Annotated in this window: 17 protein-coding genes; 11 read left to right on the top strand and 6 right to left on the bottom strand. The window is 71.8% G+C overall.

All coding sequences use genetic code 11. The features are described 5' to 3' along the window. Nucleotides 1–6 precede the first annotated feature (6 nt). The 3 genes from ilvN (at nt 7) to serA (ending at nt 3,717) form a co-directional block, all read left to right on the top strand. Complete coding sequence (gene ilvN / locus ABT112_RS23420) at nt 7–531, top strand: acetolactate synthase small subunit (RefSeq protein WP_351512557.1); 525 nt, start codon at nt 7–9, stop codon at nt 529–531. 101 nt (nt 532–632) lie between these two features. Continuing rightward, the gene (ilvC, locus tag ABT112_RS23415; protein WP_351512585.1) at nt 633–1,631 is read left to right on the top strand and encodes a ketol-acid reductoisomerase; all 999 of its coding nucleotides are present in this window, start codon (nt 633–635) and stop codon (nt 1,629–1,631) included. Nucleotides 1,632–2,124: 493 nt separating this feature from the next. After that, nucleotides 2,125–3,717 (top strand): phosphoglycerate dehydrogenase, encoded by a 1,593-nt coding sequence (gene serA, locus ABT112_RS23410; RefSeq protein ID WP_351512555.1) that lies wholly within the window; start codon nt 2,125–2,127, stop codon nt 3,715–3,717. A 164-nt stretch (nt 3,718–3,881) separates the two neighbouring features. Here serA and ABT112_RS23405 read toward each other — a convergent pair whose 3' ends face one another. Then, nucleotides 3,882–5,114, bottom strand: a complete 1,233-nt coding sequence (locus ABT112_RS23405; RefSeq protein WP_351512553.1) for a PucR family transcriptional regulator — start codon at nt 5,112–5,114, stop codon at nt 3,882–3,884. Nucleotides 5,115–5,323: 209 nt separating this feature from the next. Here ABT112_RS23405 and ABT112_RS23400 point away from each other — a divergent pair, with 209 nt between their 5' ends. Together ABT112_RS23400 and pruA are read left to right on the top strand one after the other, a co-directional pair. Continuing rightward, nucleotides 5,324–6,250 carry a proline dehydrogenase family protein gene (locus ABT112_RS23400; protein WP_351512551.1) on the top strand — a complete coding sequence of 309 codons (927 nt, stop codon included), beginning with the start codon at nt 5,324–5,326 and terminating at the stop codon, nt 6,248–6,250. Nucleotides 6,251–6,301: 51 nt separating this feature from the next. Then, on the top strand, nt 6,302–7,933 hold the full coding sequence (pruA, locus tag ABT112_RS23395) for an L-glutamate gamma-semialdehyde dehydrogenase (protein ID WP_351512549.1): 1,632 nt from the start codon (nt 6,302–6,304) through the stop codon (nt 7,931–7,933). Between the two features lie 240 nt (nt 7,934–8,173). Here the strand turns inward: pruA and ABT112_RS23390 are convergent, their stop codons facing one another. The 3 genes from ABT112_RS23390 to ABT112_RS23380 all read right to left on the bottom strand — a co-directional run bounded on the left by ABT112_RS23390 (nt 8,174) and on the right by ABT112_RS23380 (nt 10,420). Further along, nucleotides 8,174–9,211, bottom strand: coding sequence for a hypothetical protein (locus ABT112_RS23390; RefSeq protein WP_502975419.1), 1,038 nt, complete (start codon nt 9,209–9,211; stop codon nt 8,174–8,176). Then, nucleotides 9,199–9,849 carry a hypothetical protein gene (locus ABT112_RS23385; RefSeq protein WP_351512545.1) on the bottom strand — a complete coding sequence of 217 codons (651 nt, stop codon included), beginning with the start codon at nt 9,847–9,849 and terminating at the stop codon, nt 9,199–9,201. The genes ABT112_RS23390 and ABT112_RS23385 overlap by 13 nt, the downstream gene beginning before the upstream one ends. Before the next feature lie 277 nt (nt 9,850–10,126). After that, on the bottom strand, nt 10,127–10,420 hold the full coding sequence (locus ABT112_RS23380; RefSeq protein ID WP_351512543.1) for a hypothetical protein: 294 nt from the start codon (nt 10,418–10,420) through the stop codon (nt 10,127–10,129). Nucleotides 10,421–10,879: 459 nt separating this feature from the next. Between ABT112_RS23380 and ABT112_RS23375 the strand changes: the two genes are divergently transcribed. After that, nucleotides 10,880–11,011 (top strand): hypothetical protein, encoded by a 132-nt coding sequence (locus tag ABT112_RS23375; protein WP_351512542.1) that lies wholly within the window; start codon nt 10,880–10,882, stop codon nt 11,009–11,011. Nucleotides 11,012–11,409: 398 nt separating this feature from the next. On the opposite strand, the gene ABT112_RS23370 is transcribed toward ABT112_RS23375, so the two are convergent. After that, nucleotides 11,410–13,047, bottom strand: coding sequence for a purple acid phosphatase family protein (locus ABT112_RS23370; RefSeq protein ID WP_351512540.1), 1,638 nt, complete (start codon nt 13,045–13,047; stop codon nt 11,410–11,412). 154 nt (nt 13,048–13,201) lie between these two features. On the opposite strand from ABT112_RS23370, the gene ABT112_RS23365 reads away from it, so the two are divergent. From ABT112_RS23365 to cimA, 4 genes are all read left to right on the top strand, one after another. After that, nucleotides 13,202–14,239 carry a 3-isopropylmalate dehydrogenase gene (locus ABT112_RS23365; protein WP_351512538.1) on the top strand — a complete coding sequence of 346 codons (1,038 nt, stop codon included), beginning with the start codon at nt 13,202–13,204 and terminating at the stop codon, nt 14,237–14,239. Between the two features lie 344 nt (nt 14,240–14,583). Then, nucleotides 14,584–15,687 (top strand): branched-chain amino acid aminotransferase, encoded by a 1,104-nt coding sequence (locus tag ABT112_RS23360; protein ID WP_351512536.1) that lies wholly within the window; start codon nt 14,584–14,586, stop codon nt 15,685–15,687. A gap of 269 nt (nt 15,688–15,956) precedes the next feature. Further along, nucleotides 15,957–17,291 (top strand): MFS transporter, encoded by a 1,335-nt coding sequence (locus tag ABT112_RS23355; RefSeq protein ID WP_351512534.1) that lies wholly within the window; start codon nt 15,957–15,959, stop codon nt 17,289–17,291. Between the two features lie 490 nt (nt 17,292–17,781). Beyond that, nucleotides 17,782–19,395 carry a citramalate synthase gene (cimA, locus tag ABT112_RS23350; RefSeq protein ID WP_351512532.1) on the top strand — a complete coding sequence of 538 codons (1,614 nt, stop codon included), beginning with the start codon at nt 17,782–17,784 and terminating at the stop codon, nt 19,393–19,395. Nucleotides 19,396–19,634: 239 nt separating this feature from the next. Here the strand turns inward: cimA and ABT112_RS23345 are convergent, their stop codons facing one another. Next, on the bottom strand, nt 19,635–20,255 hold the full coding sequence (locus ABT112_RS23345; RefSeq protein ID WP_351512530.1) for a YceI family protein: 621 nt from the start codon (nt 20,253–20,255) through the stop codon (nt 19,635–19,637). Between the two features lie 335 nt (nt 20,256–20,590). Here ABT112_RS23345 and ABT112_RS23340 point away from each other — a divergent pair, with 335 nt between their 5' ends. Then, entirely contained in the window at nt 20,591–23,023 is a 2,433-nt protein-coding gene (locus tag ABT112_RS23340; RefSeq protein ID WP_502975420.1) for a polysaccharide lyase 8 family protein, read from the top strand. Nucleotides 23,024–23,065 lie beyond the last annotated feature (42 nt).

The raw sequence follows: 23,065 nt of genomic DNA, 5'->3' as shown, positions 1-23,065 counted from the left end.
GAGCCCATGTCCAAGCACACGCTCTCCGTCCTGGTGGAGAACAAGCCCGGTGTCCTCGCCCGGATCACCGCGCTGTTCTCCCGCCGCGGATTCAACATCGACTCCCTCGCGGTCGGCACCACCGAGCACCCCGACATCTCCCGCATCACCATCGTGGTGAATGTCGAGTCGCTCCCCCTGGAGCAGGTCACCAAGCAGCTCAACAAGCTGGTCAACGTGCTCAAGATCGTCGAGCTGGAGCCGGCGGCGGCCATTCAGCGGGAACTCGTCCTGGTGAAGGTGCGGGCCGACAACGAGACGCGCTCCCAGGTCGTGGAGATCGTCCAGCTGTTCCGCGCCAAGACCGTCGACGTCTCCCCGGAGGCCGTCACCATCGAGGCCACGGGCGGCAGCGACAAGCTCGAGGCCATGCTCAAGATGCTGGAGCCCTACGGCATCAAGGAACTGGTCCAGTCCGGCACGATCGCCATTGGGCGCGGCGCCCGCTCCATCACCGACCGGTCGCTCCGCGCGCTCGACCGATCCGCATAACGAGACCCACGATCCCCACCCCGCCGAACCGTCATACGGTGGGAAGCGGGCCTCTGCACCAGCAGATCCCCCGCGACGGCAGAAACAAGGAGATACCCGAAGTGGCCGAGCTCTTCTACGACAACGACGCCGATCTGTCCATCATCCAGAACCGCAAGGTCGCGGTTCTGGGCTACGGCAGCCAGGGCCACGCACACGCGCTCTCCCTGCGCGACTCGGGCGTCGATGTGCGCGTGGGTCTGCCCGAGGGCTCCAAGTCCCGCGCCAAGGCCGAGGAGCAGGGCCTGCGGGTCACCACGCCGTCCGAGGCCGCCGCCGAGGCCGACGTGATCATGATCCTGGTGCCGGACCCGATCCAGGGCAAGGTCTACGAGGAGTCCGTCAAGGACAACCTCAAGGACGGCGACGCGCTGTTCTTCGGCCACGGCTTCAACATCCGCTTCGGCTTCATCAAGCCCCCGTCCAGCGTGGACGTGGCCATGGTCGCCCCCAAGGGCCCCGGCCACCTCGTCCGCCGCCAGTACGAGGAGGGCCGCGGCGTGCCGTGCATCGCGGCCGTCGAGCAGGACGCGACCGGCAACGCCTTCGCGCTGGCGCTCTCCTACGCCGCGGGCATCGGCGGCACCCGTGCGGGTGTCATCAAGACCACCTTCACCGAGGAGACCGAGACCGACCTGTTCGGTGAGCAGGCCGTCCTCTGCGGTGGCGCGTCCGCGCTGGTCAAGGCGGGCTTCGAGACCCTGGTCGAGGCCGGCTACCAGCCGGAGATCGCGTACTTCGAGTGCCTCCACGAGCTCAAGCTGATCGTGGACCTGATGTACGAGGGCGGCCTGGAGAAGATGCGCTGGTCGGTCTCCGAGACCGCCGAGTGGGGCGACTACGTCACCGGCCCGCGGATCATCACCGACCAGACCAAGGCGGAGATGAAGAAGGTCCTCACCGACATCCAGGACGGCACCTTCGCCCGCAACTGGATGGAGGAGTACCACTCGGGTCTGCCGAAGTACAACGAGTACAAGAAGACCGACGCGAACCACAAGCTGGAGACCACCGGCAAGGAGCTGCGCAAGCTCATGAGCTGGGTGAACGAGGAGGCCTGATCCTCACCGGCGCGAGGAGTGACGGCGGGATCCGGCGGCCGGGCGCCGCGGATCCCGCCGGACGCCCTGTCCGGCCCGGTGCGGCCGTCCGCGCCACGCCGGGCCCGGGCCGCCGGCCCCTCGGCGCCGCCCGGCCCGCGGCCCCTCGCCGCCCGCCGGTCCGGACCCCGCCGCTCCGGACCCCGCAAGGCCGGACCCCGCAAGGCCGGACCCCGCAGCGCCGCCCCGGCCGTCCGGAGGCGGGCCGGGCCACTCCGCTCGCACCGTTGTCCACCGCGTCGAGCCCCGACCGGGTGATCCTTCCGCGAAGGCGCAAGACTCACCCGCTACCGCCAGTACACTGCATTGCACAAGCGCGTCAGGCTCACAGCGTCGTGCGTCTTCTCGCGGCTGCCCCCTTCACCGCCTTCGGCCGTCGGGACGGCCGTCCTCCCCCGCGGCTTCCGGGTGCGGGAGGGGCCCCCAAAAGGACTTAGTGAGGACTGAGGACCACGTGAGCCCGAAACCTGTCGTACTCATCGCTGAAGAGCTGTCGCCCGCCACGGTCGACGCCCTCGGCCCGGACTTCGAGATCCGGCACTGCAACGGCGCCGACCGCGCCGAGCTCCTCCCCGCCATCGCCGACGTGGACGCGATCCTCGTCCGCAGCGCGACCAAGGTCGACGCCGAGGCCATCGCCGCGGCGAAGAAGCTCAAGGTCGTCGCCCGGGCCGGCGTCGGTCTGGACAACGTGGACGTGCCCGCCGCCACCAAGGCCGGCGTGATGGTCGTGAACGCCCCGACCTCCAACATCGTCACCGCCGCCGAGCTCGCCTGCGGCCTTCTCGTCGCCACGGCCCGCAACATCCCGCAGGCCAACACCGCCCTGAAGAACGGCGAGTGGAAGCGCAGCAAGTACACCGGTGTCGAGCTGGCCGAGAAGACCCTCGGCGTCGTCGGCCTGGGCCGGATCGGCGTCCTGGTCGCCCAGCGGATGTCCGGCTTCGGCATGAAGGTCGTCGCCTACGACCCGTACGTCCAGCCGGCCCGCGCCGCGCAGATGGGCGTCAAGCTCCTCACCCTCGACGAGCTGCTCGAGGTCGCGGACTTCATCACCGTCCACCTCCCGAAGACCCCGGAGACCGTCGGCCTGATCGGCGACGAGGCGCTGCACAAGGTCAAGCCCGAGGTCCGGATCGTCAACGCCGCCCGCGGCGGGATCGTCGACGAGGCCGCGCTCGCCTCCGCCCTCAAGGAGGGCCGGGTCGCCGGTGCCGGCCTCGACGTCTTCACCAAGGAGCCCTGCACGGACTCCCCGCTCTTCGAGTTCGACAACGTGGTCGCCACCCCGCACCTCGGGGCCTCGACCGGTGAGGCGCAGGAGAAGGCGGGCATCGCCGTCGCCAAGTCCGTCCGCCTGGCCCTCGCCGGCGAGCTGGTGCCGGACGCGGTCAACGTCCAGGGCGGCGTGATCGCCGAGGACGTCAAGCCCGGCCTCCCGCTCGCCGAGAAGCTCGGCCGGATCTTCACCGCGCTGGCGGGCGAGGTCGCGGTCCGGCTGGACGTCGAGGTGTACGGCGAGATCACCCAGCACGATGTCAAGGTGCTCGAACTCTCCGCGCTCAAGGGCGTGTTCGAGGACGTCGTCGACGAGACCGTCAGCTACGTCAACGCCCCGCTGTTCGCGCAGGAGCGCGGTGTCGAGGTGCGGCTGACCACCAGCTCGGAATCGGCCGAGCACCGCAACGTGGTCACCGTGCGCGGCACCCTCACCGACGGCGAGGAGGTCGCGGTCTCCGGCACCCTGGCCGGCCCCAAGCACCTCCAGAAGATCGTCGCCGTGGGCGAGCACGATGTGGACCTGGCCATGGCCGACCACCTCGTCTTCCTCCGCTACGCCGACCGGCCAGGTGTCGTCGGCACCGTCGGCCGCATCCTGGGCGAGGCCGGTCTGAACATCGCCGGCATGCAGGTCTCCCGCGCCGTGCCGGGCGGCGAGGCGCTGGTCGTCCTCACCGTGGACGACAACGTTCCGGCGGCCGTGCTCACGGAGATCGCCGAGGAGATCGGCGCAACGTCGGCCCGTACGGTCAACCTCGAGAACTGATCCTCCGCGGTCGGCTGCGTACGCTTCCGGGCCCGGCCCCGCTCCGGCGGGGCCGGGCCTCGCGTATGCGCGGACCGTGCCATGGGGTGTTCCGCCCGGCCCACGGGCCGGCCCGTACGCCCGGCCCCGCGGCTCGGCCCCTACAGCAGCGCGACCGCGCCACCTCAGAGCCGCTGCCCCTTCAGCGCCATGTGCAGCAGCAGCCGGTCCTCGCCCTCCGCCAGGTCCAGGCCGGTGAGCTGCTCCACCCGGGACAGCCGGTAGTAGAGCGTCTGCCGGTGGATGCCCAGGGCCGCCGCCGCGCGCCCGGCCTGCCCCGCGCAGTCCAGGAAGACCTCGGCCGTCCGCGCCAGCTCCCGCTGCGCGGTCCCCAGCAGCGGCACCACCGCCGGATCGGGGGCGGCGGGCGCGGGCAGACCGGTGAGCAGCCGGTACGGGCCGATGGCCGCCCACCGCGCGACCGGTCCCAGCCGCGCGTCGGCGCGGGCGGTACGGGCCGCCGCCACCGCCTCGTGCCACGCGGCGGGCAGGTCGTCCGGGCCCCGGCGGGGATCGCCGATCCCGGCCGCGGCACCCGGCCGTGCCGTCCGGACACCCGCGCGTGGCGAGCGCAGCAGGCGCTCGGCAGCGGTGTGCGCCGGTTCCAGCACGTTGGCGCCGCGCAGCCGCACCAGCGCGGCCAGCCCGTCCACCCCCGCGCCCGGAACGGCCGGGGTCACGCACATCGCCGCCACCCCCGGCTGCCCCGCGAGCACCGAGCCCGGCCCCTCCGCCACCGCGCCCTCGCCGTCGTCACCGCTGCGCCACGGCAGCACCGCGATCACGGCCAGCGGTCCGTCCGCCGCCGAACCGAGAGCGGCCCGCAGCCCGGCCGCGGCCGCCTCCCGGCCTGTCGCCGGCCCGGTGAGCAGGTCGTACAGCAGCTCGCCGGTCTCCGCGCCGGCCCGTGCCTCGGCGGCCAGGAGCTCGCCGATGCGGGCCGCGGTGCCCATCGCCTGGGCCAGCCGCGGGTCGGGCGGTGTGCCGGGGCCGCCGGTCTCCAGCACCGAGAGGTGCCCGTCGTCGAGCAGCCAGACATAGCCGAGGACCTGTCCGCGGTGCCGGACGGGCAGGCAGATCCGGCCCATCAGCACCCCGGCGGCCGGGTCCGGCGGGATGCGGACCGGGCCGGTGGCGCGGGCGATGCCGAACGCCTCGAACCACGCCCGCACCGCCGCCGTGGAGCGCCGGTGCAGGATCGAACGGGTGCGGACCGGGTCCATGGCCGGTTCACCGTCCGCGCCCTCGCTGTCGTGCGCCCCGAAGGCGATCAGCCCGAAGTCGCGGTCCTCCAGGGTCGCGGGGGCCCCGAGCACCGCCGAGATCTCGTCCACCAGCTGCTGATAGTCCCCGCGCACCGCCGATCCGGTCCCTTCCCGCCGCGCCTTCCGAGCCTTCGTTCCGCCGCCGAAGACCATTCTCATACAACTGTCTGAGATCCGGGCCACGGATGCGTGACAGCTGTTTATGGCCGCCGATCGGAGCGATCCTTAGGTTTCACGGTGGTTCTCCTTGCCGTTCCGGGCTGTTCCGTCGCGGCAGTCCGTACTTCTCGTGGAGGTGCCCCGTGCTGGGTCCCGTGCTCCTCGCCGCCGCGCGCAGCGACAGCATCCGCCGTATCGTCTCCGCCGCGCCGGTCACCCGCCCCGTGGTGGACCGTTTCGTCGCCGGTGAACGGCTGGACGAATCCATGGCGGCCGTGCGCGCGCTCGCCTCCCGCGGCCTGGAGGTCACCCTCGACCACCTCGGCGAGGACATCACCGACCCGGCGGAGGCCCTGCGCAACCGCGACGCGTACCTCGCGCTCGCCGAAGCCCTCGCCGGAGAGGGCCTGGGCGTCCGGGCCGAGATGTCGGTCAAGCTCTCGGCCTTCGGGCAGGCCCTGCCGGGCGGCCACGACCTGGCGCTGGCCAATGTCACCCCCGTCGTCGAGGCGGCCGCCGAGGCGGGCACCACGGTCACCCTCGACATGGAGGACCACACCACCGTCGACTCCACCCTCGCCATCCTCTCCGAGCTGCGGAAACGCTTCCCGCAGACCGGCGCCGTCGTGCAGTCCTACCTCTTCCGCACCGAGGACGACTGTCACGCGCTGGCCGGAGAAGGGTCGCGGGTGCGCCTGGTCAAGGGCGCCTACAAGGAGCCGGCGTCCGTCGCCTTCCAGGACAAGCGCGAGGTCGACCGGGCCTACGTCCGCTGCCTCAAGATCCTCATGGCCGGCGACGGCTACCCCATGATCGGGTCGCACGACCCGCGCATGGTCGCCATCGGCCAGGAGCTGGCCCACCAAGCGGGCCGCAAGCTCAACGAGTACGAGTTCCAGATGCTGTACGGCATCCGCGAGGCCGAGCAGCAGCGGCTCGTCGCGGAAGGGCACCGTATGCGGGTTTACATTCCGTATGGAACAGACTGGTATGGGTACTTCATGAGGCGTCTCGCGGAGCGCCCGGCCAACATGGCGTTCTTCCTGCGCTCACTCGCCACCCGCGGCTGAGCCCCACCGATCCCGTCCCCACCCACTCGATCGAAGGAGACAACGGCCACTATGGACGCTGTGACCCAGGTCCCCGCGCCGGTCAACGAGCCGGTGCACAGCTACGCACCCGGCAGCCCCGAGCGTGAGCGGCTCGAAGCCAAGCTCAAGGAGCTGGCCGACAACCCGATCGACCTTCCGATGACCATCGGCGGGGAGAAGCGGATGGGCGGCGGTGAGCGCTTCGACGTGGTCCAGCCGCACAACCACGCCTCCCGGCTCGGCACGTTCGGCAACGCCACGGAGCAGGACGCCCAGGACGCCGTCGACGCCGCCCTGGCCGCCGCCCCCGCCTGGCGCGCGCTGAGCTTCGACGACCGCGCGGCGATCATCCTCAAGGCCGCCGAGCTCCTGTCCGGCCCCTGGCGCGAGACGCTGGCCGCCTCCACCATGCTGGGCCAGTCCAAGACCGCGCAGCAGGCCGAGATCGACACGCCCTGTGAGCTCATCGACTTCTGGCGCTTCAATGTGCACTTCGCCCGCCAGATCATGGCGGAGCAGCCGATGGCCAACGCTCAGGGTGTCTGGAACCGCTCGGACCACCGGCCGCTCGAGGGCTTCGTCTACGCGATCACGCCCTTCAACTTCACCGCGATCGCGGGCAACCTCCCCACCGCCCCGGCCCTGATGGGCAACGTCGTGGTGTGGAAGCCGTCCCCGACCCAGACCCACGCCGCCGTGCTGCTGATGCAGCTCCTGGAGGAGGCCGGTCTGCCGAAGGGCGTCATCAACCTGGTGACCGGTGACGGCAAGGCCGTGTCCGACGTGGCCCTGAACCACCCGGACCTGGCCGGTATCCACTTCACCGGCTCGACCCGCACCTTCCAGTACCTGTGGAAGACGGTCGGCAACAACATCGAGAAGTACAAGACCTACCCGCGCCTGGTCGGCGAGACCGGTGGCAAGGACTTCATCGTCGCCCACCCGTCGGCCGACCCGGCGGTGCTGAAGACCGCGATGACCCGCGGCGCCTTCGAGTTCCAGGGCCAGAAGTGCTCCGCCGCCTCGCGTGCCTACGTGCCGCGCTCCATCTGGGAGAACGGCTTCAAGGAGGAGTTCGCGTCCGAGGTCGACTCGCTGACCATGGGCGACGTCGCCGACCTGTCGAACTTCATCGGCGCGGTGATCGACGACCGTTCCTTCGCCAAGAACAAGGCCGCCATCGACCGGGCCACGTCCGACCCGACCATCGAGGTCGTCGCGGGCGGTACCTACGACGACAGCGAGGGGTACTTCGTCCGCCCGACGGTCCTCGTCTCCACCGACCCGGAGAACGAGATCTTCAAGGACGAGTACTTCGGTCCGATCCTCGGCGTGCACGTCTACGACGACGAGAAGTACGACGAGATGCTGGAGCAGATGGAGTCCGCCTCGGCGTACGGCCTGACCGGCTGCGTCATCGCCCAGGACCGCGCCGCCGCGGCGGCCACCGGTGAGGCGCTGCGCTTCGCCGCGGGCAACTTCTACATCAACGACAAGCCGACCGGCGCGGTCGTCGGCCAGCAGCCGTTCGGCGGCGGTCGTGCCTCGGGCACGAACGACAAGGCCGGCGCCAAGCAGAACCTGATGCGCTGGACCTCGACCCGCTCCATCAAGGAGACCCTGGTCCCGCCGACGGACTACCGCTACCCGCACATGGGCTGACCCGGCCCCGCCGGTCACCCCGGCAGGTCCGGCCGCCCAGGCCGCCGCCCCCGCTCGGATCCCTTCCGGGCGGGGGCGGAGTGCGTTCGGCCCCGGCGGCAGGCGCGGGGGAGCGGGCGGGTGGCGGTGCGCCGGCCGGGCCCGGAACGGCAGGTGGTGTTCACCGTCCGGGCCGGGAACGGCGGGTGGTGTTCACCGTCCACGCCCGGGTGCGTCACGCTCCGCTCCGGGCCGGGCGCGTCAGCGGTTGACGGCCTGAGCCTCCTGGACCGTGACCTCGGTCGTCGTGCCGAACGTGCCGTCGGGGAGGTCACCGCCCTGGCCGTCGGAGCCCTCCCAGGAGATCTTCCAGGTGAGCGTGGCCTTGAACGGGAACGGCCCGTCCTGGGAGGCCCGCAGATAGGTCAGCCCGCACGGCGGTGTGCGGTCGCCCTGGCCCTTGGTGTACGGCGTGCCGATGCGGCCGTCCTCGATCGGGCACTCCCCGGAGGCCGGGTGCAGCTCGGCGTCCTCGGTACCGGGGTCCAGCCGGAGGGAGACCGGGGTGGCGGTGGTGGTCGCGGAGATGCCCAGGGCGTCGATGGACGCGGTGACGGACACGGGCTTGAACGCGGCCTCGTCCAGCCAGGCCCAGGTCGGCAGATTCACCGTCTGCCGGGCGTCGGGGGAGAGCTCCACCTCGGTGTCCGGGACACGGATCTTGTCGTACGCGAGCTCGCCGAGCATTTCCGGGGTCACGGCGTTGGGGACGTTCGGCGGGTCGCCCTTGTCCACCCAGAAGGTGGGTTTGTCGCAGGAGAGCGCGGCCGGTTCCGCGATGCGGTCCGGATTGGCCACCGAATCCCACCAGAAGCCCTCGTCCTGCTTGTCGAGGTTGAAGTCCTTGTAGGGTTCCCCGCCTTCATAGCGTTTGCGCTGCGCCGCGTCCCACTCATAGCCGGTGGAGCCGGCCTCCCAGATGGGTTCGACATAGGCCTTGAACTGCTTCGCCGTCCACTTCGGCTGGTACCAGCACGGTGGCGGGGTCCAGTCGCCCGCCGGCGTGACCGGCCCGGCCCCGCCGCCCTTTCCGTTCCGGGACTGGTCGAAGTGGATGGCCATGGCGGAAGCGGAAATGTCGTTGCCGGACTTGTCGCCGGAGGTGTGCTCGCTCGGATTCTGCGATCCGTTGCCGAAGTCGTCCGCCGCCAGAGCGACCGACGGAACGGTCATCACGATTCCGAGAGCCGAGGCCACGACAGCCGCGACCGCAGAGCGGTCCTTCCTCACGGCCGGCACTGTGCGGCCCCTCTCTGCGAGAGCATCTTCTCAGTGACCCAGACGCCCTGGTCGTTCTTCCTCATCGAGGTGTTGTAGAACACGTAACTGTTCTTGGTCACCGGTGTTTTGTCGACCTTGTCGGTCTTGATGTACCGGTTGAACGCCTTGCTCTGGTCCTCGCAATACACCAACGACGCCGTCCCGCCCTTCACCGAGACCGCTGCTTTGAAGAAGCGGTAGGTTCCTGTGGTGCGTGCCTTGTGGTCGACAAAGCGCTTCACATAGACCTCTGTTCCTGCTGCGGCCTCTCCCTCGGAGTAGAAGCGGTAGGCCTCGTGCAGCGGGTCCTGCTCGGCGAGCGCCATGTCCGTGGCCTTGATGAACTGTTCGCCGTCATGGAGTACGGCCTTCTCCGTGGCATCACCGGTGGACGGCCAGTTGAAGATGTACGTCAGGTCCTTCGGCAGAGCGATCTTCGGTCTGTCCGTCGATTCCTCCGTCTTGGACGCGCTCGGGGAGGCCTGTTCCTTGCTGTCCCGGGCTCCGGCGATCCTGTCGCCGTCCTTGGTCTTGTCGTCACCTCCCCCGCAGGCGGTCAGCAACAGTGCTCCGGCTGCGGCGAGTGCGGCGGCAGCGGGCAGGGAAGGGCGGTTCACGGTCGACTCCCGGTGGGGCGAGGGCTGAATGGGTGACGTGACGCTATCGGTGGGCCCCGGCCACCGCCAGTGTTTCTGTGGTCTCCCGGAGTCGTATACCGCCCTTTCGTAATCCTTTCGTGTGGTGTTCACCGGCGAGGTCGCAGATATCAGGAAGGTCGACCGGCTCCGCGGTCGGCATCGCGGGGCGGCTGCTACGCCACCGCCCGGCGGAATGCGGCAGTTTGCGCGCTACGTGGGCCGGAGTCCCTGCAACAGCGTTGATTCCACCGGGCGTTCACCACATGCGCCGAGAGTCGCCCGCCACGGCTGCGGCCCTCTTCATCGCCGGCACTCCGCCGCCCCTCGCCGGGAAACGATGCGGGTCGTCCGCCATACGCCTGCGTCGCTCTTCCTCGGGACGGTGTTGTAGACCACATAGCTGTTCTCGCCGGCCCGGAGTGATCTTCGCCTTCCCGGTCCTCAGGTCCTTGCTGTAGCCCTTGCTCTCGTCCGCGCAGTAGCTGAGCGAAGCGGTATCGGCGTTCTTGATCGTCACCTTGCGGTCGAAATGGTGAACCGTGCCGGTCATGCCGAGCCGCGCGTCCTTGAATTGCCGGACCCAGTCCTTGCCCGCCCGGAGCGCTCGCCTTGCGGAGCAGTGGGCGAGTGTCCGGTGCTGCAGGTCTGTGCCCGTGATGGCCGCGTCGACGGCTCGGATGGTGGAACGCTACCGGTGGGTCCGCTCGCAGCCCATGGGTGTCCGCTCTCTCCCCGCACTTGGAGACAGGCCTTCCGTAGCCCGTTCGTGTGATGTTCGCCGTCGGCGTCTCAGATAGTAGGAAGTCCGAGTAACTGTGCAGACAGCGCGAGCCGGCTGTCTTACGTTTGTAGAAGCCGAACGTCTTCGCTCCATCCAGCGACAGGCGGGTGAGTGGTGGTGCCCCCACGCAGGTGACCCCTGCCGCACCGCAGCCCCGCCCTCCGGCGATCCGATCAGATCCGCATGTTCTCGGGGATCTTCTCTTCGCTCTGGTATTGGAGACGCGTCATGACTGAGCCCACCCGTCGGGTCCGCCACGCCGCCCACCGCACCGCCGACACCACCGCCCGGAAGAACGCCGCCGCCGCTCTGCAGCGCGCGCTGGACCGCCGGGACAACGGCGGTTCCACCGGGCACTGACCCGCCCGTCCGCCGCAGGCTGCCTGCGGCGGACCCGCCGGCCGGGCCCGCGGCCCGCACCCCGGCTCCTCTCGACACCGTCATCCGGCAACACCGTCATCCGGCGACCCGGTGCTCCGCCCCACGTGATTCCGCATGCGTGAGGTGTGGGCCCGGGTCTCCGGTGTTTCCTCCGCGCGCTGATGGGCCGGAGGCCGCCCGGTCCTGCCAGGCGCTCGGTCTCGCCCAGCGCCCGGTCCCGCCCAGCGCTCGGTCCTGCCCACCGCTCTGCCTCACCGAGCGGCCGCCCGCTGCGACGCCGCCGTACGGCCCCCGCGACAGCCGAGCGGCCCTCCGTTGCGGAGGACCGCCCGTGCCGCGTGCCGGTCACCCGCCGTCCGGCCGGTGACCTCCGGCGCTCAGCTCTGCCGGTTCTGCCCGCTCTGCCCGCGCGCGATCTCGAAGGCGTCGATGCGCTCGCCGCTCTCCGCCAGCGCCGTCACCTTCAGCTTCGGCCGTGCCCCCGGCACCGCCTCCACCGCCAGGAACGAGAAGCCGGTGTAGCGGACGCGTGACCACTCCACGGTGTCCGGGTTCGGGATCCGCGACTTGGTCCAGTGGAAGGTGACGATGTGGTCGCGGTCGTCCACGTGTCCCTCGTAGCTGTCCGGAACGCCCGGCCCGAAGCTGTAGAGCTCCTTGCCCGCGCCGCCCGCCGTGACGTACACGATGCCGTCGCGGGTCGGGTCGGTGGTCGCGCCGACCGGGACCGGCTTGCCCACCTCCCCGTCCTTGATCGCGTCGGTCCGCTCGTAGACGTGGTTGTGCCCGTTGATCACCAGGTCGACCTGGTGCTTCGCGAGCAGGTCGCCCCAGGCGTCCCGCACACCGCCGTCCGAGGCGTGGGTGGCCGTGGAGTACATGCAGTGGTGGAAGAAGACCACGACGAAGTCGATGCCGGGCTGCGCGCGCAGCTGCTTCAGACGCTTGTCCAGCCAGGCGGTCTGCTGGCCGCCGGTGCAGTCCTGGTTCGCCGGGATCTCGTAGCTGACGTCGTTGGCGTCCAGGGCCACCACGCCGACGTTCCCGTAGGTGAAGGCGTAGATGCCGGGCGCCTTCGACGAGTCGGGGCCGTTCTCCGGGAGCGACCAGCGGGCGGCCTGGCCGCCGTAGCCGTCGGGGGAGTACCAGGCCTCCATGTCGTGGTTGCCGGTCGTCACCATCCACGGCACGCTCGCCGCCACCGACTCGGTCTGGGCCAGGAACTGGTCCCAGACCCGGGCGTCGTAGGTGTCCGACTCCTTGCCGTGGCCGGAGGAGTCGGCGTAGCAGATGTCGCCCGCGTGCAGGTGGAACGACGGGTTCTGGCCCAGGATCAGCTGGTCGTTGGCGAGGGCGTCGTAGCTCACGCCCTGGTCGCCGAAGGCGGTGAAGACGAACTTCTCCGGCTCGGCCGGGGCGGTGCGGAAGGTGCCGATGGTGGACAGGCGGCTCGCCTCGGTGGGGTCGAAGCCGTCGTGCCCCACGCCGTAGTAGTAGGTGGTGCCCGGGCGCAGGCCGTCCAGCGCCGCGTGCAGGTAGTACTGGTCGACGGCGGGGAGGTCCTTCGACAGCGAGGGGGTGTGCAGATCGCGCACCTCGGCCTCGATCTTCCGGCTCAGCTCCCAGGGCTTCAGCCCCACGCGGAGGTACGGCCGCTTGACGGCGAACGGGACCTGCCAGGAGATCCGCATCTGGGTCTTCGGGTCGGCGCCGAAGGCCAGGTGGCGGCCGAACGGGGCGACCAGGGAGCCGTCGACCTTCGCGGTCGCGGCGGCGGTGATCAGGGTGGGGGTAGCGGCGCCGGCCGTGGTCGTACCGGAACCGGCGAGCAGGCCGACGCCCCCGGCGGCGGCCGCGGTGGCGGCGCTGCCGCGCAGAATGCGGCGGCGCGACAGCTTGCTGCGCAGATATTCGTGCTGCTCGGGCATGCTCATCCGGTCCTGGAGCTGGTCCGGTATGCCGACCCGGGGGGTGTGGGGGGACGCGGGACGGGCCCCGCGGTGCGATGGGGTCATGCGGAACAACTTGCCAGTAACTTCCAACTCCCCGCTATACAAAGGGTGAACGAATTGCGTCGACCAAGCGGGAAACGGAATCCCGCCGGAGACCGCCTGTCCGTATGGCGGACACCGCGTGTCGGTACATGGGACGCGGGAGTAGGGTGCGGACATGTCTCGCAGCATCGATCTCGCAGTGATCCCCGGTGACGGCATCGGCCAGGAAGTCGTGGCCCAGGGCCTCAAGGTCCTCTCCGCGGTGCTTCCGCAGGACACGAAGCTGGAGACCCGGAGTTACGACCTCGGCGCCCGCCGCTGGCACGCCACGGGGGAGACCCTCCCCGACGCGGATCTGGAGTCGCTGAAGCAGCACGACGCGATCCTGCTCGGCGCGATCGGCGACCCGTCCGTGCCGTCCGGCGTGCTGGAGCGCGGGCTCCTGCTGAAACTGCGCTTCGCCTTCGACCACTTCATCAACCTGCGGCCGTCGAAGCTGTTCCCGAACACCGCGACGCCGCTTCAGGGCCGCCCGGACATCGACTTCGTCGTGGTCCGCGAGGGCACCGAGGGCCCGTACGTCGGCAACGGCGGCTCCCTGCGCACCGGCACCCCCGCCGAGGTGGCCACCGAGGTCAGCCTGAACACGGCCTACGGGGTGGAGCGGGTCGTACGGGACGCGTACGAGCGCGCCCAGGCCCGGCCGCGGAAGAAGCTGACGCTGGTCCACAAGAACAACGTGCTGGTGCACGCCGGGCACCTCTGGAAGCGGATCTTCGACACGGTCGGCGCGGAGTACCCCGAGGTCACCACCGACTACCTGCACGTGGACGCGGCGACGATCTTCTTCGTCACCCAGCCCGAGCGGTTCGACGTGATCGTCACCGACAACCTCTTCGGCGACATCCTCACCGACCTCGCCGCCGCCGTCACCGGCGGGATCGGCCTCGCCGCCTCCGGCAACATCAACCCGACCGGGGCCTTCCCGTCGATGTTCGAGCCGGTGCACGGCTCCGCGCCCGACATCGCGGGCCAGGGCAAGGCGGACCCGACCGCCACGGTGCTCTCCGTCGCGCTCCTCCTCCGGCACCTCGGCTACACCGCCGAGGCCGCCCGGATCGAGGAGGCCGTGGCCGCCGACCTCGCCGAGCGGGACGGCGCCCGGACGACCGACGAGATCGGCGACGCGCTCGCCGCCCGGGTGTCCGGCTGACCCACGCCCGTACCGCCGGGCCGCAGGCCCGGTGACAACCCGAATTGCGCACCGGCCCCCGCCCTCCGACGGCGGGGGCCGACGCGTGAGCGCCGCGCGCGAGCGCGGCATGCCGGTGACATATCTCGCGCCGGAGCGCCCGGCCGCTGGGCAAGGGCGGTGCCGGGTGCGACCATGTTGCGGGCCGCGCCGTCGACCCCGCGCGGGCGCCGGTTTCCGCTCCGCGACGCGTGCCCTGATAATCGGACACGTGGCCGCACCCGGGAAGCAGCTCGGACGTCACTCACAGCGCCGGAGGCGAAGCGTGCGGTCCGACACGACCTCTTGGTGAAGGACACGCAGACATGACGACGCCCTCGATCGAGCTCAAGCCCTCCTCGCACCCGCTGTCGGCAGCGGAGCGGGAGGCCGCGCTGGCCAACCCCGGCTTCGGCCGCCACTTCACCGACCACATGGTCACGATCAGGTGGACGGAGGGCCGCGGCTGGCACGACGCGCAGCTCGTGCCGTACGCGCCGCTGTCGGTCGACCCGGCCAACATGACCCTGCACTACGCCCAGACGATCTTCGAAGGGCTGAAGGCGTACCGGCAGCCCGACGGCACCGTCGCCACCTTCCGGCCGGAGCAGAACGCCCAGCGCTTCCAGGCCTCCGCCCGCCGGATGGCCATGCCGGAGCTCCCGGCCGACCTCTTCATCGCGGCCTGCGACGCCCTGGTGGCCCAGGACGAGGCCTGGGTGCCGGGCGAGGGCGAGCAGTCGCTCTACCTGCGGCCCTTCATGTTCGCCACCGAGGTCGGCCTCGGGGTCCGGCCCGCCAACGAGTACCTCTTCATGGTCATCGCCTCGCCCGCCGGCGCGTACTTCCCGCGCGGCGTGCAGCCGGTCTCGGTGTGGCTCTCCGAGGAGTACGTCCGGGCCGCCCCCGGCGGCACCGGCGCCGCGAAGGCGGGCGGCAACTACGCCGCGTCCCTCGTCGCCCAGGCGCAGGCCGCCGAGCAGGGCTGCGACCAGGTGGTCTGGCTGGACGCCATCGAGCGCCGCTGGATCGAGGAGATGGGCGGCATGAACCTGTACTTCGTGTACCGCGGGGCGGACGGCGCGCGGCGCATCGTCACCCCCGAGCTGTCCGGCTCGCTGCTCCCCGGCATCACCCGCGCCTCGCTGCTGCAGATCGCCGAGGACCTCGGCTACGAGGTCGCGGAGAGCCGGATCTCGGTGGAGGACTGGCGCAACGGCAACGCCGACGGGTCGCTGACCGAGGTCTTCGCCTGCGGCACCGCGGCCGTGATCACCCCGGTCGGCTCGGTGAAGTCGGCCCGGGGCGACTGGACCGTGGGCGACGGCGAGCCCGGTGAGGTCACCATGCGGCTGCGCAGGGCGCTGCTGGACATCCAGACCGGCGCGGCCCCCGACACCCACGGCTGGATGCACCCGCTCGGCGGCTGACGCACCGCCCGGAACGGCAGGGGACGTAGGCCCCGGAATGACAGGGGACGTACGGCCTGGAACGACAGCAGACGGCGGCACCGGAGGGATCCGGGGCCGCCGTCCGTCGTTGCTGCCGCCGGCCACCGGTCCACGCGGCGTCGGGCCCGCCGCGCCGCCGGGTACGCCCGGTCCGCCCCACCACGGTGAACGCAACGTACGCAAGTACGCGTGATCGTTGCGGCGGGCACCCTTGCCGCGCACCGCCCGCTCCGGCAGCGTGACCCGCCATGGGACGACAGCACTGGAAGAAGATCTGGGTCGGCTCGGCCGGCAACATGGTCGAGTGGTTCGACTGGTTCGTGTACGCGAGCTTCGCCACCTATTTCGCCGGCTCGTTCTTCCCCAGCGGCAACCCCACCGCGCAACTGATGAACACCGCGGGCATCTTCGCCGTCGGCTTCTTCATGCGCCCGGTCGGCGGCTGGCTGCTGGGCCGGGTCGGTGACCGCAAGGGCCGCAAGGCCGCGCTGACGCTCACCGTCACCCTGATGTCGGCCTCGGCGGTGCTCATCGCCGTCGCGCCGACCTACGCGGTCGCCGGCTACGGCGGCGCGGCCGTGCTGCTCGTCGCCCGCCTCCTCCAGGGACTCTCGGTCGGCGGCGAGTACGCGGCCAGCGCGACCTACCTCACCGAGGCGTCCGCCCCCGGCCGCCGCGGCTTCGCCTCCAGCTTCCAGTACGTCTCGATGACGGCCGGCCAGCTCGTCGGCCTCGGGCTGCAGATCGTGCTCCAGCGCACCCTGTCCGACGAGGCGCTGCACAGCTGGGGCTGGCGCATCCCGTTCATCATCGGCGCGCTCGGCGCCGCGGTGGTCTTCTACCTGCGGCGGAACATGCTGGAGACCGAGGTGTACGAGGCGGCCGACGGCTCCGGCGGCCCGGCGGAGGAGCAGCGCGGCACGCTCACCGCGCTGTGGCGGCACCGGCGCGAGGCGTTCCTGGTCATCGCCCTGACCATGGGCGGCACGGTGGCGTACTACACCTACACCACCTATCTGACGAAGTACCTCTCCAACTCGGCCGGTCTCCCCAAGCAGACCGCGACCCTGGTCAGCTTCTGCGCCCTGCTGGTCTTCATGTGCCTGCAGCCGCTCGCCGGGCTGCTGTCCGACCGGATCGGCCGCCGCCCGCTGCTGATCACCTTCGCGGTCGGCTCCACCTTCCTCACCGTGCCGATCATGACGATGCTGCGGGACGCGGGCAGCTTCTGGCCGGCGTTCGGCCTGGCCCTGCTCGCCCTGGTGGTCGTCACCGGCTACACCTCGATCAACGCCTGTGTGAAGGCCGAGCTGTTCCCGACCGGCATCCGCGCCCTCGGCGTCGCGCTGCCGTACGCCATCGCCAACGCCCTGTTCGGCGGTACCGCGGAGTACGTCGCCCTGTGGTTCAAGGACGGCGGCATCGAGTCCGGCTACTACTGGTACGTCGCAGGCTGCGCGGCGGTCTCCCTCGTCGTCTACCTGACCATGCGCGAGACCCGGGACATCGATCTGCACCGCGTCGGCTCGGACCCGGCCGCCACGGCGGACCCGGGCGAGCAGGCCACCGTCGGCGCCCGCTGAGTTGGACGGCTGCGGCCGGCGCGCGGTGGACGGCCCCGCGCGCGGCCACCACCCGGCACCGCCAACCCGCTGCGCCGGCCCGGCTCCGGGGAGGGGCGCGCCACCGGTCCGTTCCGGCGGCGCGCCCACATGGTGAGACCCTGTCCCGTGTCGGGAGCATTCCGTGCCAGACTGCCCCCGTGCTCTCGTTCGTCATGATTATTGGCAGCAGGCGCGCCGGTCCGCAGTGACCGCACCGTGGTGACGACCACCCGGAGCGGACACCGTGTCCTCAGACCCGCGCGCAGACCTCTCGCTACCCGCGAGGGGTTTTTTCGTTTCCCGGCCACCTTCACCGGGGGCGGAGCGCAAGGGACCCTTGGGAGGGACTCCTCCAGCCACCGCTGGCGGACCCCACCGAGCGGCTGGGGGAGGTGGAGCCGGTCTTCCCCTGGCCTTCGGCACGGGGACCCCAGGTAGACCGAGATCCCGACACAGGAGTCAGATCAGCATGAAGGACGCAACCGGCCCCGATCGTCCCGGGGACGACTTCCACGTCTTCGACACCACCCTGCGCGACGGCGCACAGCGCGAGGGCATCAGCCTCACCGTCGCGGACAAGCTGACCATCGCCCGGCACCTGGACGACTTCGGCGTGGGCTTCATCGAGGGCGGCTGGCCCGGCGCCAACCCCCGGGACACGGAGTTCTTCGCCCGCGCGCAGGCCGAGATCGACTTCCGGCACGCCCAGCTCGTCGCCTTCGGCTCCACCCGCCGGGCCGGCGTCGCCGCCGCGGACGATCCGCAGGTCAAGGCGCTGGTCGCCTCCGGCGCCCCGGTGATCACCCTGGTCGCCAAGTCCCACGACCGGCATGTGGAGCTGGCGCTGCGGACCACGCTGGACGAGAACCTGGCCATGATCCGGGACACCGTGGAGTACCTCCGCTCCGAGGGCCGGCGGGTCTTCCTCGACTGCGAGCACTTCTTCGACGGCTACCGGGCCAACCCCGGGTACGCCAAGCAGGTCGTGCGCACGGCGTCCGAGGCCGGGGCGGACGTGGTGGTGCTCTGCGACACCAACGGCGGCATGCTGCCCGCCCAGATCCAGGCGGTCGTCGCCACCGTCCTGGCCGACACCGGCGCCCGGCTGGGCGTCCACGCCCAGGACGACACCGGCTGCGCCGTCGCCAACACCCTGGCCGCCGTGGATGCGGGCGCCACCCATGTGCAGTGCACCGCCAACGGCTACGGCGAGCGGGTGGGCAACGCCAACCTGTTCCCCGTGGTGGCCGCGCTCCAGCTGAAGTACGGGCGGCAGGTGCTGCCGGACGGCGCGCTGGCGGAGATGACCCGGATCTCGCACGCCATCGCCGAGGTCGTCAACCTCACCCCCGCCACCCACCAGCCCTACGTCGGCGTCTCCGCCTTCGCGCACAAGGGCGGGCTCCACGCCTCGGCGATCAAGGTCGACCCGGACCTGTACCAGCACATCGACCCCGAACTGGTCGGCAACACCATGCGGATGCTGGTCTCCGACATGGCCGGCCGCGCCTCCATCGAGCTCAAGGGCAAGGAGCTGGGCGTCGACCTCGGCGGCGACCGCGACCTGGTCGGCCGGGTCGTGGCACGGGTCAAGGAGCGGGAGCTGGCGGGCTACACCTACGAGGCCGCCGACGCCTCGTTCGAACTGCTGCTGCGCGGGGAGCTGGAGGGCCGGGACCGGCGCTACTTCCGCGTCGAGTCCTGGCGGTCCATCGCCGAGACCCGCCCGGACGGCACGCACGCCAACGAGGCCACGGTGAAGCTGTGGGCCAAGGGGGAGCGGATCGTCGCGACCGCGGAGGGCAACGGTCCGGTCAATGCCCTCGACCGGGCGCTGCGCATCGGACTGGAGCGCATCTACCCCCAGCTGGCGCAGCTGGAGCTGGTCGACTACAAGGTCCGCATCCTGGAGGGCAAGCACGGATCGGAGTCCACCACCCGGGTGCTGGTCTCGACGAGCGACGGCAGGGGCGAGTGGTCGACCGTCGGCGTCGCGGAGAACGTCATCGCCGCGTCCTGGCAGGCGCTGGAGGACGCGTACACCTACGGGCTGCTGCGGGCGGGCGTGGAGCCGCAGGAGTAGCAGGAGCAGCCGGCCCGGGACAGCGGCGTGCCCCGGCGGGACCGAGTGGTCACCGCCGGGGCACGGCTGTGCGCGGCAGGCTCCGGCGCGCGGGCCGGAGCCTGAGCGGGGGGCAGCACTCGGGCCGACCCTGGGCCCGGCCCTGGGCCCGGCCCGCGGAACCGCAGCGCGGGCTCCGGACCGCAGCTCGGTTCCGCGGGCTCAGGGCTGCGGCCAGGGCTGCGGCCCAGGGCTGTGGCTCAGGCCTGCGGCGCCGACCGGATCGCGGAGATGTCGAACGTCAGCTTCACCTTGTCGCTGACCATGACCCCGCCGGTCTCCAGCGCGGCGTTCCAGGTCAGGCCCCAGTCCGAGCGGAGGATCTCGGCGCCGCCCTCGAAGCCCACCCGCTCGTTGCCGTAGACGTCGGTGGCGGAGCCGTGGAACTCCAGGTCGATGGCGAGCGGCCGGGTGACGTCCTTGATCGTCAGGTCGCCGGTGATCCGGTAGGAGTCGCCGCCGGTCCGCTCCGCGGCGGTGCTGCGGAAGGTCATCAGCGGGAACCGCTCGGCGTCGAAGAAGTCGCCGCCCCGCAGATGCCCGTCGCGGTCCGCGATCCCGGTGTCCACGCTCGCGATCCGGACGTCCAGGGACGCGCCGGAGCGCGCGGGGTCGCCGCCGTCCAGGCGCAGGGTGCCCTCGTAGTCGCCGAACGCGCCGCGGACGTTGGTGACCATGGCGTGCCGGACCGTGAAGCCGATGGTGCTGTGCGCGGGGTCGATGGTGTAGTCGCCGGTCAGCGCGGCCAGGGCGGGGTCCGCCTCGAGCACGGCGGCTGCGGTGGCGGTACGGGTGTTCTGCTTGCGGTTGAACAGAGCCATGGCTCCTCCTCGAAGCGATTTTGTTTAACCTTCAACGAGATGCACTGTAGACCCATGTTGTTCAATGTTCAACCTTCGGGGTGGGGGTCTTCGTGCGCCCCGGCCGCGCGCCGCTCCGGAGTGTCATGCGCATTGCCGCCGCATGCCCCGAGTGCTACGCCTGGTCCGACACATGGCGCCATCGGCCCGGACACCACCGCCCGGACATCGCCGCCTGGACACCACCGCCCGGGCGGGAGGCGCCGGACGAGGCCCGCACGAGGCCCGGACCGGCGAGCGGCAGCCGCACCGCCGCGACCGCCCCCGCGCCGGGCGCCCCGACGGAAGGACTCGCCGTGCCCCTGCCGCCCGACCGGTCCCGCCGCAGCCTCCTCGCCGCCCTCGGCGCGACCGCGCTCACCTGGGCGGTCGCCGAGCCCGGCCGGGCCGCCGCGGCCCCGCCCCCCGATGGCCGGCTCCCCGACGGCCGGCTCCCCGGCGACCCGCCCCCCGACGACCCGTTCGCCGCGCTCCGGCAGCGCTGGCTCACCCTCCTGCTGGGCACCGGCTACGACCCGGCCGCCGAGCCGTACGCCTCCCGGCTGCGGGAGACCGGCGGGCTCGCCCGCACCTTCCGGTCGGGCATGCGGCCGGACGAGCGGTCCCTGTGGCCCGACTGTCCCTTCGACCCGCCCGCCGGCATCACCCGCAGCTACCAGCGGCTCGCCACCATGGCGCGGGCCTGGGCCCAGCCCGGCACCGGCCTCACCGGGGACGCCGGCCTCGCCGCCGATGTCGTCCGCGGCCTGGACCACCTCGACGCCCGGATCTACCACCCCGCCACCACGCCCTACGGCAACTGGTGGGAGTGGCGGATCGGCAGCCCCCGGCTGCTGCTCGACACCCTGGCGGTGCTGGACGACCGGCTCGACCCGGCCCGGCGCTCGGCGTACCTGGCCGCCGTCGACCACTTCGTCCCGGACTCCGCGCTCGGCGACTACACCGGCACCAGCACCGGCGCCAACCGGGTCGACCTGTGCCGCGTCGTCGCGCTCCGCGGCCTCCTCGGCCGGGCACCCGCCAAGCTGGCGCTGGCCCGGGACGCCCTCTCGCCCGTCCTCCCGTACGTGACCAGCGGCGACGGCCTCTACGCCGACGGCTCGTTCATCCAGCACAGCTGGGTCGCCTACACCGGCACCTACGGCCATGTCCTGCTGGACGGGCTCGGCCGGCTCCTCACCCTGCTCGCCGGGTCGGCCTGGGAGGTCACCGACCCCCGGCGGCAGATCGTCCTCGACAGCGTGGAGCGGGCCTTCGCCCCGTTCCTGCTGGACGGCCTGGTGATGGACAGCGTCAGCGGGCGCGCCATCAGCCGGGGCGTGCTGCTGGCGGACGAGCGCCGCGTCATGCGCAGCGACCACTACCACGGCCACCAGCTCGTCGCCGCGATCACACTGCTCGCCGGGGCCGCCTCCGCCGCCGAACGGGACCGCTGGCACGCCATGGTCCGCGGCTGGATCGCCCGGGACACCACCAGTCCCGTCCTCACCGACCCGCAGTTCGACGTGGCGGACCTGGCCCGGCTGGCCGCGGTCGCGAAGGCCCCCGGGCCCGCCGCCCCCGAGCCCGTCGGCCACCGGCTCTTCCCCGCGATGGACCGGGCCGTCCACCGGCGCCCCGGCTGGGCCGCCAACCTGTCGATGGCGTCGGCGCGCATCGCCCACTACGAGAACGGCAACGGCGAGAACCCCCGCGGCTGGCACACCGGCTCCGGGATGCTCCTGTGGTGGGCGGACGGCGGCGGAGGCCAGTACACCGACTGTTTCTGGCCGACCGTCGACTGGTACCGGCTGCCCGGCACCACCGTGTCCGCCAAGCGCCTCGCCGACAACGAGGGCGGCGGCTGGGGCGAGCCCAGGCCCGACGCCCGGTGGGTCGGAGGCGTGAGCGACGGCGAGTTCGCGGCCGTCGGCCAGCATCTGAAGGGCCTGGCGAGCACCCTCGACGCCCGGAAGTCCTGGTTCTGCGCCGACGACGCCGTCATCTGCCTCGGGGCCGGGATCACCGCCCGGGACGGCGCCCGGGTGGAGACCGTGGTGGACAACCGCAACCTGGGGGAGCGGGGCACTCCGGCGCTCACCGTCGACGGCTGGATCCAGCCGTCCGCCCCCGGCCGCCGGCGGACCTTCCGCCGCGCCCACTGGGCCCACCTCGCCGGCCACGGCGGCTATGTCTTCCCCGGCGGCGCCCGGCTCGACGCCCTGCGCGAGGAGCGCACCGGCTCCTGGCACGACATCAACACCGGCGGCTCACCCGACCCGCTCACCCGTCGCTGGCTCACCCTCTGGCACGACCACGGCACCGACCCCGAGGGCGCCTGCTACGCGTATCTGCTGATGCCCGGCGCGAGTCCGCGGGCCGTCGCCGCCCGCGCCGCCGACCGGCACTGGCTGACCGTCCTCGCCAACACCCCCCGGTGCCAGGGCGTCGCCGTGCCCTCGCTCGGCCTGACCGCGGCCAATTTCTGGACGGGCGGCTCGGCCGGCCCGCTCACCGTCTCCGGGCCGGCCGCGGTCCTGGTGCGCCGCCGCGGACCGGACGCCGAGGTCCGGATCGCCGACCCCGCGCGGTCCGGGGTTCCGCTGGAGCTGTGCTGGGCGCGGCCGGTCCGCCGGGTCACCGCCCTCGACCCCGGGGTCGAGGTGCTGGCCACCGGGCGGTCCCTGCGTTTGCGGGTCGCGGCCGGTACCGCGGGTCACACGTATGGCTGTACGGTCGCCCTCGGGTGAACGCCGGGGGCACGCGGGCGCACAGTTGTGGGATCCTCACAG

The organism is Streptomyces sp. NPDC002055 (assembly GCF_040296705.1).
In the GTDB taxonomy this organism is placed as follows: Bacteria; Actinomycetota; Actinomycetes; order Streptomycetales; family Streptomycetaceae; genus Streptomyces.
This window is presented reverse-complemented; position numbering and strand designations above follow the sequence as displayed.

Bases quoted from the DNA above. Each gene is read 5' to 3' on its own strand.
- ABT112_RS23345 (WP_351512530.1), bottom strand. From the start codon at position 20,255: ATGGCTCTGTTCAACCGCAAGCAGAACACCCGTACCGCCACCGCAGCC.
- pruA (WP_351512549.1), top strand. From the start codon at position 6,302: ATGGACGCTGTGACCCAGGTCCCCGCGCCGGTCAACGAGCCGGTGCAC.
- ilvN (WP_351512557.1), top strand. From the start codon at position 7: ATGTCCAAGCACACGCTCTCCGTCCTGGTGGAGAACAAGCCCGGTGTC.
- ABT112_RS23365 (WP_351512538.1), top strand. From the start codon at position 13,202: ATGTCTCGCAGCATCGATCTCGCAGTGATCCCCGGTGACGGCATCGGC.
- ABT112_RS23360 (WP_351512536.1), top strand. From the start codon at position 14,584: ATGACGACGCCCTCGATCGAGCTCAAGCCCTCCTCGCACCCGCTGTCG.
- ABT112_RS23380 (WP_351512543.1), bottom strand. From the start codon at position 10,420: ATGACCGGCACGGTTCACCATTTCGACCGCAAGGTGACGATCAAGAAC.
- ABT112_RS23355 (WP_351512534.1), top strand. From the start codon at position 15,957: ATGGGACGACAGCACTGGAAGAAGATCTGGGTCGGCTCGGCCGGCAAC.
- ABT112_RS23375 (WP_351512542.1), top strand. From the start codon at position 10,880: ATGACTGAGCCCACCCGTCGGGTCCGCCACGCCGCCCACCGCACCGCC.
- cimA (WP_351512532.1), top strand. From the start codon at position 17,782: ATGAAGGACGCAACCGGCCCCGATCGTCCCGGGGACGACTTCCACGTC.
- ABT112_RS23370 (WP_351512540.1), bottom strand. From the start codon at position 13,047: ATGACCCCATCGCACCGCGGGGCCCGTCCCGCGTCCCCCCACACCCCC.